The organism is Streptomyces sp. NPDC093225 (assembly GCF_044753805.1).
GTDB lineage: Bacteria > Actinomycetota > Actinomycetes > Streptomycetales > Streptomycetaceae > Streptomyces.
Genome location: NZ_JBIVNX010000001.1, coordinates 379,763 through 394,358 on the forward strand (window position 1 = coordinate 379,763; position 14,596 = coordinate 394,358).

General features: G+C 72.8%; 12 protein-coding genes. 7 read left to right on the forward strand and 5 right to left on the reverse strand.

The genetic code is table 11. The annotated features are described in order from the left end of the window. Nucleotides 1-30 precede the first annotated feature (30 nt). Complete coding sequence (locus tag ACIQCH_RS01125; protein ID WP_402576584.1) at nucleotides 31-927, reverse strand: hypothetical protein; 897 nt, start codon at nucleotides 925-927, stop codon at nucleotides 31-33. Next, nucleotides 924-1,937 carry an SPFH domain-containing protein gene (locus tag ACIQCH_RS01130; protein ID WP_402576586.1) on the reverse strand — a complete coding sequence of 338 codons (1,014 nt, stop codon included), beginning with the start codon at nucleotides 1,935-1,937 and terminating at the stop codon, nucleotides 924-926. The genes ACIQCH_RS01125 and ACIQCH_RS01130 overlap by 4 nt, the downstream gene beginning before the upstream one ends. Before the next feature lie 191 nt (nucleotides 1,938-2,128). Here ACIQCH_RS01130 and ACIQCH_RS01135 point away from each other — a divergent pair, with 191 nt between their 5' ends. The 4 genes from ACIQCH_RS01135 (at nucleotide 2,129) to ACIQCH_RS01150 (ending at nucleotide 5,082) form a co-directional block, all read left to right on the forward strand. Next, entirely contained in the window at nucleotides 2,129-2,290 is a 162-nt protein-coding gene (locus tag ACIQCH_RS01135) for a hypothetical protein (protein ID WP_030194870.1), read from the forward strand. A gap of 55 nt (nucleotides 2,291-2,345) precedes the next feature. Continuing rightward, nucleotides 2,346-2,699, forward strand: coding sequence for a PRC-barrel domain containing protein (locus ACIQCH_RS01140; RefSeq protein ID WP_402576588.1), 354 nt, complete (start codon nucleotides 2,346-2,348; stop codon nucleotides 2,697-2,699). A 71-nt stretch (nucleotides 2,700-2,770) separates the two neighbouring features. After that, on the forward strand, nucleotides 2,771-4,207 hold the full coding sequence (locus tag ACIQCH_RS01145; protein WP_402576590.1) for a PLP-dependent aminotransferase family protein: 1,437 nt from the start codon (nucleotides 2,771-2,773) through the stop codon (nucleotides 4,205-4,207). A gap of 122 nt (nucleotides 4,208-4,329) precedes the next feature. Continuing rightward, nucleotides 4,330-5,082: a metallophosphoesterase gene (locus ACIQCH_RS01150; RefSeq protein WP_402576592.1), complete on the forward strand. Its 753-nt coding sequence runs from the start codon at nucleotides 4,330-4,332 to the stop codon at nucleotides 5,080-5,082. Nucleotides 5,083-5,138: 56 nt separating this feature from the next. On the opposite strand, the gene ACIQCH_RS01155 is transcribed toward ACIQCH_RS01150, so the two are convergent. Then, nucleotides 5,139-6,368: a C40 family peptidase gene (locus ACIQCH_RS01155; RefSeq protein WP_402576594.1), complete on the reverse strand. Its 1,230-nt coding sequence runs from the start codon at nucleotides 6,366-6,368 to the stop codon at nucleotides 5,139-5,141. 340 nt (nucleotides 6,369-6,708) lie between these two features. On the opposite strand from ACIQCH_RS01155, the gene ACIQCH_RS01160 reads away from it, so the two are divergent. Then, nucleotides 6,709-9,150 carry an ABC transporter substrate-binding protein gene (locus ACIQCH_RS01160; RefSeq protein ID WP_402576596.1) on the forward strand — a complete coding sequence of 814 codons (2,442 nt, stop codon included), beginning with the start codon at nucleotides 6,709-6,711 and terminating at the stop codon, nucleotides 9,148-9,150. 134 nt (nucleotides 9,151-9,284) lie between these two features. Then, nucleotides 9,285-10,010 carry an SDR family NAD(P)-dependent oxidoreductase gene (locus ACIQCH_RS01165; protein ID WP_402576598.1) on the forward strand — a complete coding sequence of 242 codons (726 nt, stop codon included), beginning with the start codon at nucleotides 9,285-9,287 and terminating at the stop codon, nucleotides 10,008-10,010. A gap of 83 nt (nucleotides 10,011-10,093) precedes the next feature. Here the strand turns inward: ACIQCH_RS01165 and ACIQCH_RS01170 are convergent, their stop codons facing one another. Beyond that, a complete protein-coding gene (locus ACIQCH_RS01170) occupies nucleotides 10,094-10,435 on the reverse strand; it encodes a HopJ type III effector protein (RefSeq protein WP_402576600.1) in 342 nt (113 codons plus the stop codon). A gap of 194 nt (nucleotides 10,436-10,629) precedes the next feature. Here ACIQCH_RS01170 and ligA point away from each other — a divergent pair, with 194 nt between their 5' ends. Continuing rightward, entirely contained in the window at nucleotides 10,630-12,678 is a 2,049-nt protein-coding gene (gene ligA / locus ACIQCH_RS01175; protein WP_402576602.1) for an NAD-dependent DNA ligase LigA, read from the forward strand. Nucleotides 12,679-12,714: 36 nt separating this feature from the next. On the opposite strand, the gene ACIQCH_RS01180 is transcribed toward ligA, so the two are convergent. Beyond that, nucleotides 12,715-14,589 (reverse strand): M64 family metallopeptidase, encoded by a 1,875-nt coding sequence (locus ACIQCH_RS01180; RefSeq protein ID WP_402576604.1) that lies wholly within the window; start codon nucleotides 14,587-14,589, stop codon nucleotides 12,715-12,717. Between the last annotated feature and the right edge of the window lie 7 nt (nucleotides 14,590-14,596).

The window sequence follows — 14,596 nt, forward strand, 5'->3', positions numbered from 1 at the left end:
GCCGGAGGCAGGGGACGGGCGGGCGGGGGGTCACGTCAGCAGGCGCAGTGACGTCGCCGCGATGCCCAGTCGTACGCTCTGGCCCCAGGTCAGCTGCAGCGCATCGGCCTCCATCCCGTCGCCGAAGACCACGATCCGGTCCGACTCCACGGTCAGCCGCAGCCCCTGATCGCGCTCCAACCGGCCGGCCACCCTCGAGGTTCCGGTGGCGGGCGACGGCCAGGCCTCGCGCACGAACCACAGGAGCCGGCGGTCGCACGGTGCGGGCAGTTGTGCCGTGCCGCCGCGCTCCAGCCACAGCGAGCGCAGCCAACCGGTGGCTCCGGTGCCGGTGCCGACAAGTACCCCGGAGGACGCCTGCGCCTCGCCCGGGCCCTCCTCACCGTCGGGGCCCAGGCGGTAGCGGACCGTCTGATGGCCGGGCGGGCCCAGGTAGATCTCGTTGAGTGCGAGCAGGCGCTGGGTGTCGTCGGCGACGGCCTCGACCATGGTCAGGTCCTCCGTCCGCCCCCCGGTGCTCGCGGCACGCAGGAGGGCGGCCGTGTCGGCGCAGCGGTGCCGGACCAGGATCCCGGGGTTGCGCCCCGGGTCGGTGTCGATGCCGACCACCGGCTGTCCGGTGAGGTACTTCGCGGCGTTGGCGACCAGACCGTCCTGCCCGACCACGACCACCACGTCCTCCGGCGCGAACAGGAACCGGTCCAGGTCCGCCCGCTCCACCTGGGAGCTGCGCCAGGTGAGGGGTACCGCCGCCGCCACTTCCCGCAGCGCCTGCCGGGTCCGGCCGTGGCGGTCGAGCACCTCCTCGATCGAACGGCCGCGGCTGGAGAGGAAGAACGCGGCCTGACCGTGCGTGCCGTGCCGGTCGATCAGTTCCTCGTACTCGGTCCTGCGGTGCACGAGCACCGCCCGCGGGGCCAGGCTCACGCGTCCGCTCCGGAATCGGGACGCCCGAGCCGGCTGAGGAGGCCGGTGAGGACGTCCGGGGAGAGCGTGATGCTCTCGACCCGCGGCAGGTTCTCCGCCAGTCGGGTCGCCGCCAGGGCGTACAGCGTGCCCGGGCCTGCCTCGCCGTGCACCTGCAGCCAGGCGGCCTGGGCCTCGGCGCGCGCCGAGCCCGTCGCGCGTGCCGCCTCGGCGTCCGCGCGGGCCAGCCGGACCTTGCGCGCCGCCTCGGCCTCGGTGCGTACGCTGTCGGCCGCCGCCTTCTCCTCGGCCTCGCGTCGGGAGTTGATACCGCGTTGTTCGACCAACTGCTCCTCGCGCCGGGCAAGTTCGATCTGGCTGGCCAACTCGTTCTCGGCGATCGCACGCTCGCGCTCGACGGCGACGGCCCGCCGTTCGTACGTGGCCCGGTCCGCCTCCTGCTGGATCTGCTCGCGGGCCGGTGTACGCAGGGCGCGCTCCACCTCGGCTTCGGGCCGGATCGCGACGACGCGGACGGCCACCACGTCGATACCGGTGGCCGGGAGCCTGGGCTCGGCGGCCAGACCGGTGGCGACGCTCTTCCGTACGGAGGCGACGCCGTCCACCAGGGCGACGGCCAACGAGGTCCGGGCCAGTACGTCCAGCGCGTGCTGCTGCGCGGTCTCGGTGAGGAGCGTGGAGATCTGCTCCAAGGGGGCGCCGCGCCAGCTGCCGGTGTCCGGGTCGACCGAGAAGTCGAGTCGGTCCGCGGCCTCGGCCGGGTCGCTGATCCGGTAGGTGACGGTGGCCTGCACGGTGACGTCCTGGAAGTCGGACGTACGGGCGTGGAAGGCCATGGCCAGCTCCCGGTCGTCGACGGGCACTTCGGACAGCGCCGCCGACAGCGACCGGTACCAGAAACTGAGCCCCCGGCCGTCGTGGACGAGCCGGCCGCGCTTGTGGTGGCGGATGTGTGCGGTGGGCGCGGAGCGCAGGTGACGCCAGCCGAAGCGCCGGGTGATGTCGGCCATGATGGACCCCCTGTTTCGTCAGTCTGACGATAATTGCGAGGGGCTGATATCGTCAAGGGGACGAAAAGAAGGCGAATCCAGCCGGCACTCGCCCAGAAAGACGGACGGTGAGTCAATCCGCGGATCCGGGGCAGGCGAGCCCATGACAACGCACCCGACACCGGGCCACGAGCCCGAGGAGGTTCACAGACATGGTCCCGCTGCTCCTCGTCCTCCTTCTCGCACTGATCCTCTTCGGCGTCGGCTTCGCAGTGAAGGTGCTGTGGTGGGTCGCCGTCGCGGTGCTCGTCCTCTGGCTGCTCGGCTTCATCGCGCGCCCCGCGGGCAGCAACGGCCGCTGGTACCGGTGGTAGTCACGGCAGCGCGGACACCACCCGAGCAGAACCGCCGAGAAAGGACCTCGCGTTCATGAACGACAACATCTGGATCTACCGCCTGCCCGCCGGCCACCCCGTGGACAAGGACCTGACGGGCTACGCGGTGGAGGCCGTCGACGGCACCATCGGCAAGGTCGACGAGCAGTCGAACGAGACCGGCGCGGGCTGGATCGTGGTGGACACCGGCCCCTGGATCTTCGGCAGGAAGGTGCTCCTTCCCGCCGGCACGATCACCCGCATCGACACCGCCGAGGAGAAGGTCTACGTAGACCGGACCAGGAAGCAGGTGAAGGAGTCGCCCGAGTTCGTCCGGGACGAGCACCTCCACGACCCGGACTACCAACGGGAGATCGGCGGCTACTGGGGCGACGCCCTGCGCTTCTGACCGTCCCCGACCACCGCCCCCGGCCACCGCCCCGACGTGCGGCGCCGCAGGTCTCCGTAAGATCCCTTTCCATGTCGCACGCGTGGTCCGGCTCTCGTCTCGACCTCCACATAGCGCCCCACCCCGCGGGCGGGCGGCGCTCCGGCCTGGAGTCCGCGCTGCGGGAGGCGATCCACCAAGGGCGGCTTCCCGCCGGCACGGTCCTGCCGTCCACCCGGGGGCTGGCCGCGGAACTCGGGCTCTCGCGGGGCACGGTGACCGCGGCTTACGGCCAACTGGTCGAGGAGGGCTATCTGACCACGCGCCCGGGGTCGGGCACCGCGGTGGCCGAGCTGCCTCGGCGCGTCACGGTGGCCGATCCCCCCGCGCCCGAGCCGTCCCCTCCCCGGCACGACCTTCGCCCCGGGCACCCGGACGTCGCCGCCTTCCCCACCCGGGCCTGGCTCGCCGCCACCCGCCGCGTGCTCACCCGGGCCCGCCCCGAGGTGTTCGGCGCCGGGGACCCCCAAGGCCGCATCGAACTGCGCCGGGCCCTCGCCGGCTACCTGGGTCGCACGCGCGGCGTCGTCACGACGCCCGGCCGGATCGTCATCACCTCCGGCTACTACCAGGGCCTGGGTCTACTCAGCGGCGTACTGGCCGCCGGGGGCGCCCGCACCGCGGCCGTGGAGGACCCGGGGCACAACCTCTACCGCGACGTCATCCGGCGCGCCGGACTCACCCCCCTGCCGCTGCCCGTCGACGGGCGTGGCGCCCGCACGGACGTACTGGGTCGGGAGGCGGACGCGGTCTTCCTCACCCCCTCTCACCAGTACCCGACCGGCGTCCCGCTCCGTCCCGGACGCCGCCGGGCCGTGTGCGCCTGGGCGCGCTCGACCGGCGGCCTGGTCGTCGAGGACGACTACGACGGCGAGTACCGCTACGACCGTCAGCCCGTCGGAGCGCTCCAGGGCGTGGCCCCCGAACACGTCGTGTACTGCGGTACCGCCTCCAAGACCCTGGCCCCCGCGCTCCGGCTGGCCTGGATGGTCCTGCCGCCCCACCTGGTGGGGCCGATGGTGCTGGCCAAGCGCCGGGCCGACCAGTACACCGAGAGCCTGGGCCAACTCGTCCTCGCGGACCTGATCACCACGCACGCCTACGACCGCCACGTCCGTGCCGCCCGCATGCGCTACCGCCGCCGCCGCGAACTGCTCGTGACCCGGGCGGCCGCCCATCCGCGCCTGGCCGTCCAGGGAGTCCCCGCCGGCCTGCACACCCTCGTTACCCTCCCCGCCGACGGCCCCGCCGAAGACGACGTGCTCGCCGTCTGCGTTCGCCGAGGCCTCGCCCTGCGCGGCCTCACGGAACTCCACCACGACCGGGCCGGCCGCCCGCAGGGCCTGCTGATCGGCTTCGCCGCCCCGTCCGAACGGGCCTACCCCGGGGCCCTCGACGCCCTGTTCGACGTCCTCGCCTCCGAAGTCCCCACGGGGAGCACGCAACCGGACCAACTTTCCGGCACGTAGGCGGATCTTACTTCTGGTCCGGGGCCCTCCCTACGCTCGCCGTAGCGACGAAGCGGGTGCCAGCCCGAGCGCCCGCCGCCCCCACCCCGGGGGCCGAACTCCGGAAAGGACCAGGCGCGACCGTGATCGTGACAGCACACCTCAGCGACCCCCACATCGACGGCGAGCAACGCAGCGTCGACCGCATCCAGGCGGTGATGGACTACCTCGACGCCCTGCCCCACGACCTGGACGCCGTGCTGGTCACCGGCGACATCGCCGACCACGCACTGCCCGGCGAGTACGAGCTGGCCCGCCGCCTTCTGGCGTCCCGCCACCCGCTGCTGCTCTGCCCGGGAAACCACGACGAACGCGGCGCCTTCCGCCGCTTCCTGCTCGGAGAGCCCGCCTCGAGTGCCCCCGTCAACCAGGTCCACCGCACCGAACGGTTCACCATCGCCCTGTGCGACTCCTCGGTACCGGGGAAGGACGAAGGCTTCCTCGAGGACGACACGCTGCTCTGGCTGGAGGACGTACTCGCCCGGACGCCGGGCGACACACCGGTCCTCGTCGGCTTCCACCACCCCCCGACCCTCCTGCACGACCCCTACATCGACGGCGTGCGACAGTTCGGCGAGAGCCGTCTCGCCGCTCTCGTCGAGCGCCATCCCAACATCGCCGCCCTCGTCTGCGGCCACGCCCACACCGCGGCGGCCACCACCTTCGCCGGCAAACCCCTGCTCGTCGCCCCCGGTGTCGCCTCCACCCTCCGGCTCCCCTGGGAGCACCCCGCCCAGCCGGGCGGCCACGTCCACCTCGACCGACCCCCGGCGCTCGCCTTCCACGTGCTGGACGACACGGGACGCCTGACGACCCACTACCGCAGTGTCGTCTGACGACCACGGTGCTCCTCGGACCGCGGCGGGCCCTCGGTGCGTGTCCGGCGCCCGGCTCAGCAGTCGGGGATCACGGTGCCGTCGTTGTCCTTGGCGACGTCGTTGCCCCACCGGGCGAGGTAGAACGCCGACACCCACTGGCCGGCCGGGCCCACGTCCGGGTCCGTCTTCAGCCACCAGTGGTTGTAGGCGCCGCCGCTGGCCACCTGACGGCCCCACGCCTTGCAGAAGACGTAGTTCGTGCCCTGGTACAGGGTTCCGGTCGCGGTCGTGCTCGTGGGCGAGCCGTGGACGGAGGCGTTGGCGAACGTGTCCACCCAGAACTTGACGGTGCCGCCCGGAGGCGACGTGCCGCCGGGGCAGTCGGGGATCACGGTGCCGTTGTTGTCCTTGGCGACGTCGTTGCCCCACCGGGCGAGGTAGAACGCCGACACCCACTGGCTGGCCGGGCCCACGTCCGGGTCCGTCTTCAGCCACCAGTGGTTGTAGGCGCCGCCGCTGGCCACCTGACGGCCCCACGCCTTGCAGAACACGTAGTTCGTGCCCTGGTACAGGGTTCCGGTGCTGGTGGTGCCGGTCGGAGAGCCGTAGACCGGGGCGTTGGCGAAGGTGTCCACCCAGAACGTGCCCGAGGGCTGCGGGGGGACGGGGGAGTCGCCGCCCTGCCCGTACAGGCGGATCGCGCCGTAGTAGTCGGAGTGCGCGGTGAGGGCCGCCACGCGTACGTAACCGCCGGAGTACGGGGCTTCGGCGATCCAGCCCTGGCCGAGGTAGACCGCGACGTGGTGGATGGTGGAGGGGGATCCGCCGAAGAACACCAGGTCGCCGGGGAGGAGGGGCGCGGTGCCGTCCGTGCGGTAGTGGCGGGCAACGGCGCGGGAGCTGGGCCACTGGGTGCGGGTGGTCCCGTTGATCACGTCGGCGCCGACCGCCAGGAAGTAGGCGTACCGGACCAGGCCGGAACAGTCGAGGCCCTTGACGTTGCAGTCGTCGGGGGCGCCGTTGGACGGGTCACAGATCCCGTAGGAGGGGCCCGGCCGAGCACCGTGGCCGCCACCCCAGGAGTACGGAGTCCCGATCTGCGCGCAGGCGGAGTCGACGGCACGGACCGCCGCGGGGGCCGCGCCGCCACTGAGCACCCCGCAGGCGGGGGCGGCCTGGGCGGGCGGGGCGCCCGGGGCGAAGAGGACGAGGGAGGCCAGGGCGGCGGCGAGCGGCGCGGCCCAGCGCAGGAGCGTGGAAGCCCAGGCGGGCAGCGGGTTGACGCGCGTAGTTCTCGGGGACACGGGTACTCCGATGAGGATGTGCCGCGAAGCGGGCAGGGTGGGGGGGGCGACCGCTGCCGCCGACCCTGGCAGCGGCCCCCACCCGCGCGCAAGAGTCCCAACCTCCCTTTTCTGTAAGCCTGTTGCTGCCAACTCCCCGCTGCCGCGTCCGGTCCTGCCCCGCTGGCCGGGGGACACGGCCCCCCACGGTGGCCCGAACCCCGGGCCCGCCCCGTACCGTCGGCCGACGACGCGCGACGCGCCTGGCCCCCCGTTCCGCTCGGCGGCAAGGCCTGACGACAGATGTGATCAAGCCATACTTCCGTCACCCGGCCGGCTCAGCAGGACCTAGAGTGTGCGCGTGACCGAGGAGCAACCCGAACTCATCGCCGGCAGGTACCAGCTGGTGGAACGCATCGGCCAGGGCGGTATGGGCCGGGTGTGGCGTGGCCTCGACCAGCACCTCTTCGGACGTGAGGTCGCGGTCAAGGAGATCCTTTTTCCGCCAGGCACGGACGACGACGACCGCGCCGCGCTGGTCCGGCGTTTCGTCGGTGAGGCCCGTGCAGCGGTCACGCTCAGCCACCCGGGGATCATCACCATCCATGACGTCGTGGAGCACAACGGCGTCCCCGTCATCGTCATGGAGTTGGTCCGCGGGCAGTCCCTGGCCGCCGTCATCCGCCGCGACGGGCGGCTCACCGTGCGGCGGGTGGCCGAGATCGGCGCCGCCGTGCTCGATGCGCTGGCCGAGGCGCACGGCGCGGGCATCGTCCACCGTGACATCAAGCCGGACAACGTCCTCCTGACCAAGGACCGCGTCGTCCTGACCGACTTCGGCATCGCCCACCTCGCGGACGCCACCACCAAGCTGAGCCGGAGCGGGAGCGTCATCGGCACGCCCCACTACATGCCGCCGGAACAGCTGGAAGGCGCGCGCCCGACGCCTGCCAACGACCTGTGGGCACTCGGCGCGACCCTCTACCACGCCGTCGAGGGGCACCCGCCGTTCGACGCGGAGGGGCTCCACGCCCTCGCCGTGGCCGTCTTCACCCGACCGCACCGGCCGGCGGTCCGCGCCGGCTTGCTCGCGCCCGTGCTGGACGCGCTCCTCACCAAGGACCCGGCGCAGCGCGTCGGCGCCGGCGAAGTGGCCGGCATGCTGGCATCGGTGCTGCGGTCCTCCCCACCCGGACCCCACACCTCCGCCGGGAAGGCACCCGGACCCGAGCGCACCTCGCCGCCTACGCCCGACCCGCGCGCGACCCCACTCCCGACGCCCGACCCGCCCGCGACCCCACTTCCGACGTCCGACGCCGCGACGGCCACCCCCGCCCCGGCGGACCCGGAGGAGCCGCCCGCCACGACACCGTCCCCGCAGACCCCGACGGTCCTGGACCCCGGGTCCGGCACGGGCACCGCACCCCGCCCCCTGCCGGACCGGCCGACCGCCTCGCCCGTACCCGAGGCCCCACCCGAGGGACAGGGGGCGAACACGGCGCCGAAGGCGACCGGGGACGGCGAGCGGGCCTCGGCCCGACGCCGGCACCCGGCCCGGCGTTCCGTGGTCCTGGCCACGGTTCTGGCGACGCTCGCCACGGGATCCGTCCTCACCTGGACCCTCACCCGAGCCGACGATGCACCGCACGGAGGCGGGGCCGCCGGCAACGGCGCGGCGGCGTCCCCCGTCACCGTGGTGATCGGGGTGGACGCGCCGCTCAGCGGCGGCCTGTCCGCCATGGGCGTCGGCATCAGGAACTCGGCCGAGCTGGCCGCCAGGACCGCCAACGAGACCGGGCGCGTCCCCGGGGTGACGTTCGAGATCGAGGCCCTGGACGACGGGGCCGACCCGGCCAAGGGCGCGTCCAACGCCGCGCGGTTCGTCTCGGACGAGAAGGTCCTGGGAGTGGTCGGCCCCCTCAACTCCGTCGTCGCCAAGACCCTGGTGGCGCCGCTGACACGGGCGAACATGGCCGTCGTGTCGCCGGGCAACACCGACCCCGTGCTGACGCTGGGCCCCGACTGGGCCGCCGGCACCACGTCCCGCCCCTCCTCCACCTACTTCCGCACCATCGCGACGGACGTCGACCAAGGCCCCTTCGCCGCCCGGTACCTGCACGGCGAGGCGAAGAGGACCAAGCTGTACGTGGTGGACGACGCGAGCGCCCACGGCACCACCCTCACCTCCGGTCTCACGGCCGAGTTCACGAAGCTCGGCGGCAGCGTCGTCGGAACAGAGCGGGTCGATCCCGCGGAACGCGCCTTCGCGGGCCTCGCCGAGCGGGTGCGGTCCTCGGGAGCCGACGCCGTGTACTTCGGTGGCTACTACGACACCGCGGCGCCGCTCTCCCAGCAGCTCAAGGAGGCGGGGGTGGACATCCCCCTCATGGGGGGCGACGGCATCTTCGACCAGCAGTACCTCACGACGAACCCCGAGGCCGAGGGGGACCTCGCGACCAACATCGGCGTCGCCGCCGGGGAAACGGCGGCGGGGCGGGACTTCCTCACCCGGTACCAGAAGGCGGGATTCCCGGAGCCGGCCGGCTGGTACGGGCCCTACGCGTACGACGCGACGTGGGCCCTCGTCGAGGCGGTGAAGGCGGTCGTGGCGGCCAACGGCGGCACCCTCCCCGGCGACGCCCGGGCGAAGGTGCCGCCGGCCGTGGGCCGGCTCGGCTTCGACGGCGTCACGGGCCGCGTCGCCTTCGACGCGAGCGGCGACACGGTCAACCGTCGGCTGACGGCGTACACGGTGAACGGCGGCAGCTGGACGGCCGTGACGAGCGGACCGGCCGCCCGCTGAAGCCGGCCGGGTCGCCGTCGTCCGCGCGCCCGGGTGGACATCGTCCGCGCGGCGCGGGGCCGGTCGGAGCAGCACCGCTTGCCACGGATCGCGGCCGCTCCGAGGCTGGTGTCCCCAGGCGGAAGGAGACGGGCATGAGCCGGATCCTGGTGACCGGCTCCGCGGACGGTCTCGGGCGGGCCGCGGCGCAGGCGCTGCTGGCCCAAGGGCACGAGGTCGTGGTCCACGCGCGCAACCGTCAGCGCGCGCAGGCCCTCCAGGAGCTGCTGGACCGCGGCGCGGGGCTCGTCGTCGGCGACCTCACCGAACGCGACGCCGTACGGAACATCGCGGCCGAGCTGAACGACGCGCCCCCGCTCGACGCGGTCATCCACAACGCCGGCGTCTACCGGGGGCCGGCCGTCATACCGGTCAACGTCGTCGCGCCGTACCTGCTCACGGCCCTCCTCCCCGCCCCCCGCCGGCTCGTGTACCTCAGCAGCGGTTCCCACTTCGGCGGGCGCCCCCGTCTCGACGGGGTCGACTGGGAGGGCAGGAGCTCCGGTTCGTACGCCGACAGCAAGCTGTTCGTCACGGCGCTCGCGGCCGCCGTGGCCCGGTTGCGCCCCCACGTGCTGAGCAACGCGGTGGACCCCGGCTGGGTGCCGACCAGGATGGGAGGACCGCACGCGCCGGACGATCTCGACCTCGGGCACCGTACCCAGGAACGGCTCGCCGTCGCCGATGACGCGCAGGCCCTGACGAGCGGCGGGTACTGGTACCACGAGCGGCGGCGCGAGCCGCACCCCGCCGTGCACGACGAGGCGTTCCAGGACCGGCTCCTGGGCACGCTGGCCGAGGAGACGGACACGGAGCTCTGACGCAGCCGGATCCCCGACCTGGGGACACCGCGGCCCAGGACCGGGCGGACGCACCCCGCTGCCGGTGCCGGTGCGGGCGCTGTTCAGCCGTTGCGCGTCAGCGGTTGCCCGGTGAAGCTCACCCCTGCCAGGCCATGGGCCATGAGGTTGCGGATGTTGCCGTGATCGGTGTCGTTCGGCGTCGCCAGCACGCTGCGGTAGTGCTCGCCGAAGGCCAGCAGCGCCTCCTGGTCGCTCAGCCCCTCCAGCAGGGCCAGTCCCAGCGTCTTGCAGGAACCCTCGTTCTCACCCGCGGCGTTCTCCAGCTCACCGTTGCGGAACGCCTGCGGCTGGTACGCGTAGTGAGCGGCGACGAAGGCCAAAGTGTCGGCGAACCCGTGCTCACCTGACGCCAGGCTTGCCCGCAGCGAGTCGAGATCAGTCATGTGGGTTCCTCGGGGTTGAGCAGACGATCCGGTTGCCGTCCGTGACCGGACGACCATACCCCCCTCGTGGTCGGCCGGTGAGAATCGGTCCACGCGTCGGAACGCGCGACGTTTCCGCAGGCCACGCCGTGCGACCGGGCGACCCGCCGGGGGCAGGGTCCGGCCGCGGTGCGTTGTCAGTGCCGGGGACGATGATGAGCTCCATGACCGAAAACAGTGCCCTGCTCTCTCCCGCCGCCTACGTCGAGGCCGTGACCACCGCCGTGGCGGCGTCGGCCGCCTACTACGGCGACGGCACCACCCCGCTCGGTGACGACGAGTACGACGGCCTGCTGCGCGCCATCGCAGCCTACGAGGAGGCCCACCCCGACGAGGTGCTCGCCGAGTCGCCGACCGGGAAGGTCGCGGGCGGGGCCGTCCAGGGGGACGTGCCGCACTCGGTTCCGATGCTTTCCCTCGACAACGTCTTCGACGCCGACGAGCTCGCCGAATGGGCCGCAGGGCTGGAACGGCGTCTCGGGCACCCGGTGACCGGGTGGTGCGTGGAGCCGAAGCTCGACGGCCTCGCCGTGGCCGCCCGGTACCGGGGCGGCCGGCTCGTTCAGCTCCTCACCCGGGGCGACGGCCTGGCCGGCGAGGACATCACCCACGCCGCCGACGCCGTCCTCGGCATGCCTCCGGTACTCGCCGAGCCGATCGACGTCGAGCTGCGCGGCGAAGTACTGCTGACGACCGCGCAGTTCGAGGAGGCCAACCGGATCCGGCTGGCCCACGAGGCCACGCCCTTCGCGCACCCGCGCAGCGGAGCGGCCGGCACCCTGCGGGCCAAGGACCGCCCCTACCGCGTCGAGTTGACCTTCTTCGCCTACGGCGCGATCGGCCTGGACGACCTCGGCCACCTCGCCCTTCTGGAGACCCTGGCCGCGCTCGGCGCCAACACGGCCGCCGCCACGGCCGCCGCCCCGATGCGGTGCGAGACGGTGGAGCAGGTGCAGGAACGCATCGACGAGGTCGCCGCGCTGCGCGCAGACCTGCCGTTCGGGATCGACGGTGTCGTCGTCAAGGCCGATGCGGCCGAGGACCAGCGGCAGGCCGGCAACGGCTCGCGCGCCCCGAGGTGGGCGGTGGCCCGGAAGCTGGCGGCCGAGCACAAGGTGACGCGCCTGCTGGCGGTGGAGTGGAACGTCGGCCGCACCGGGATCATCGCCCCGCGCGCCGTCCTGGAGCCCGTGGTCATCGACGGGGTGACGGTCACCTACGCCACGCTCCACAATCCGTCCGACATCACCCGCCGCGGGCTCATGATCGGCGACCAGGTGTTCGTGTACCGGGCCGGTGACGTGATCCCCCGGGTCGAGGCACCGCTGGCCGACCAGCGCACCGGCGCCGAGAGCCCGATCGTCTTCCCCGAGACGTGCCCCCGCTGCGGCGACGCGATCGACACCTCCGAGCAGCGGTGGCGGTGCGTGCGCGGCCGGAGCTGTCAGGCCGTCGCCTCGGTGATCTACGCGGCCGGCCGCGACCAGCTCGACATCGAGGGTCTCGGCGGCACGCGCGCGGTCCAGCTGGTGGAGGCCGGTCTGGTCAAGGACGTCGCCGACCTGTTCACGCTGACCCGCGAACAGCTCCTCGGTCTGGAGCGGATGGGCGAGACCAGCGCCGCCAACCTCCTGGCCGCGATCGAGACCGCCCGCGGGGCGGCCCTGAGCCGGGTGTTCTGCGCCCTCGGCGTCCGCGGCACCGGGCGCACGATGTCCCGCCGGATCGCCGCGCACTTCGGCTCGATGGCCGCGATCCGGGCCGCCGACGCGGACACGCTGGCCGGGGTCGACGGCATCGGCACCGAGAAGGCCCGCGTCATCGCGGCCGAACTCGTCGAACTCGCCCCGCTCCTCGACAAGCTCGCGGCCCAGCAGGTCGGCGTCCAGGTCACCGAGCCGCAGGGGCCCCCGACCGACGGGGACGGGGACGAGGCCCCGGCGGGCGGCCCACTGGCCGGACAGGCCGTCGTGGTGACCGGGTCCATGACCGGCCCCCTCGCGGCGTTGTCCCGCAACGAGATGAACGAGCTGATCGAGCGCGCCGGCGGAAAGGCGTCGTCGTCGGTGTCCAAGCGCACCACCCTCCTGGTGGCGGGGGAGAAGGCCGGCTCCAAGCGCACCAAGGCCGAAGAGCTGGGCATCCGCATCCTCGACCCCGAGGAGTTCGCCGCCCTCGTCGCCGAACTCCTCCCCACCCCTTAGCCATCTGGCCGGTGCGACGATCGTTCCCCCGCGGGGTCAGCGGACGGTCAACGGATCAACCCGCAGGGTCCGGTGCTCCGCGTCGTAGAAGAAGAAGTCGTCGCCCAGCACGTCTCCCGGTTCCGGAAGCCTCGTCCTGCCGAGCGCCGGCGCGCCCACGCCGAACACGGAGAGCGCGCTGGCCCCGGGCGGGAAGGTCAGGTCGCAGACGAAGTCGAGGCCGCTGCCGTCCGTCCTCATGTGGACGACGGACCCGGCCTTCACGAGGTCGGAGTAGCGGACGAGGTACGGACGGCCGCCGCAGTCCAGGAGCGCGAGGTGGGTGACGTTCGGCTGCCAGAAGCGCGACGGCGAGGCGAAGGCCATCGTGAAGCCGGCGGGCGTCAGGCGCCTGATCATCACTTCGCCGCTCTGCAGACGGTACGTCACGACGTACGCGTCGCCGTCCGCCGGCACGGTCACCACCGCGGTGTGCCCCGCGCCCCAGTGCATGGTCCGGACGAACACGGGCTCTGCGGCGGGGTCGTCGATGCGGTAGAGCGACGCCTCCCCGGTGAAGGTGTCGTAGCCCACGAAGTGCGGGGCCCCGTCCAGGAGGACCGTGACGACGTGCGAGTGGAACGGGCCCCCTGGAGGCCCTTCCCAGGCCGGGGCCAGTGCGTCCCGGGCCGCGCTCGTCCGGAAGAGTGCCGTGCGGCCGGAACCGGACTGGTACGCCAGGTAGTTCAGCGACCCGTTCGACTCGAACGGGACGAGCCAGGTCCAGCCCGACCCGATCGTCCCGGTGCCCACGGCGGGATGCGCCGGCTCGAGGGCCGGTGTGCCGTCCGGCCGCCGAGCGGCCTCCAGGTAGTACCGCTCGGGCTTCGAGATCGCGTACGCGCCGGTCGTCATGTGGTACGAGAGCAGGCGGGCACGCGGCCCCGCCATGAAGTTCTGCACGTGCGTCCACTCGCCCGCCGGCGCCGTCGAACCGCCTCCCTGGGTGACCATCAAGTGCCCGAGGTCGATGCGGACGATCCGCTCGCAGACGCGGCAGAAGGGTTCTCGGCTCCGTCTCATCTTGCAGGTCAGCGAGGGCCGGTAGACGCCGCAGTCGTAGCGGGCGGCCCCCTCGAAGGCACCCACGGCACCGGCCGGTATCGGTGGTCCGTCCTGCCTGACCTGGTGGTTGCGGGTACAGGGGTTGGCCACCACCGTCGAGGGGACCTGGGACTGCGCGAGCGTGAGCTCGGCCGCCCACTTCATCGTCCGCACGTCGGTGCGGGTGGTGACGTTGCCCGCGGTGGGGTCGGTGCCGCCGTGGCGGCGCGGGGGATCCGTCAGCTCGTCCTGTTCGTACTGGTACTCGTCCTCCAGCCCGAACGCCTGGTGCCCCAGCTCGTGGACGGCCACCTGCGCCCAGTTGGGACTGCGTTTGCTGGTCCAGCCGACGCCGTCGTGCGCCGCGCCGCCGTCGAGCTCCGTGTTGTTGACGATGACCAGGAAGTTGTTCACCCCGTCCAGGCCCGGCCGATCCTTCACGAATTTCTTCACCTGGGCGCTGTCGCCCCACAGGCTCCGCTCGATCTGCTCCTCCACGCCGGTCACCGGGTTCTTGTAGATGTCCCGACCGAACAGGGCTCTGAATCTCGTACCGAATGTCGAATCCGCTGGAGCCGGCTTGAGCAGCTTGATCTTGTTGCCGGTGTTCGTGGAGGGCTCGCTCACCTGCACGACGTTGATCAGGGGGCGGAGGTCGCGATGGTTGAACGGCACGGTGGACAGGAGCTCGATGACGAACGTGACCGCATCGACGTCGAACACGCCGGCGTCCAGCTCGGCCTGGGTGTACCCCTCCGAGACGACGGCGACGGTCCAGCCGCTCCTCACGGTCGACGGCCCTCCCACGAGGAACTGCACGGTGTTCATCCGTACC

Coding starts and splice junctions, on each gene's coding strand:
- ACIQCH_RS01130 (WP_402576586.1), bottom strand. CDS start 1,937: ATGGCCGACATCACCCGGCGCTTCGGCTGGCGTCACCTGCGCTCCGCG.
- ACIQCH_RS01135 (WP_030194870.1), top strand. CDS start 2,129: ATGGTCCCGCTGCTCCTCGTCCTCCTTCTCGCACTGATCCTCTTCGGC.
- ACIQCH_RS01140 (WP_402576588.1), top strand. CDS start 2,346: ATGAACGACAACATCTGGATCTACCGCCTGCCCGCCGGCCACCCCGTG.
- ACIQCH_RS01145 (WP_402576590.1), top strand. CDS start 2,771: ATGTCGCACGCGTGGTCCGGCTCTCGTCTCGACCTCCACATAGCGCCC.
- ACIQCH_RS01165 (WP_402576598.1), top strand. CDS start 9,285: ATGAGCCGGATCCTGGTGACCGGCTCCGCGGACGGTCTCGGGCGGGCC.
- ACIQCH_RS01170 (WP_402576600.1), bottom strand. CDS start 10,435: ATGACTGATCTCGACTCGCTGCGGGCAAGCCTGGCGTCAGGTGAGCAC.
- ligA (WP_402576602.1), top strand. CDS start 10,630: ATGAGCTCCATGACCGAAAACAGTGCCCTGCTCTCTCCCGCCGCCTAC.
- ACIQCH_RS01180 (WP_402576604.1), bottom strand. CDS start 14,589: ATGAACACCGTGCAGTTCCTCGTGGGAGGGCCGTCGACCGTGAGGAGC.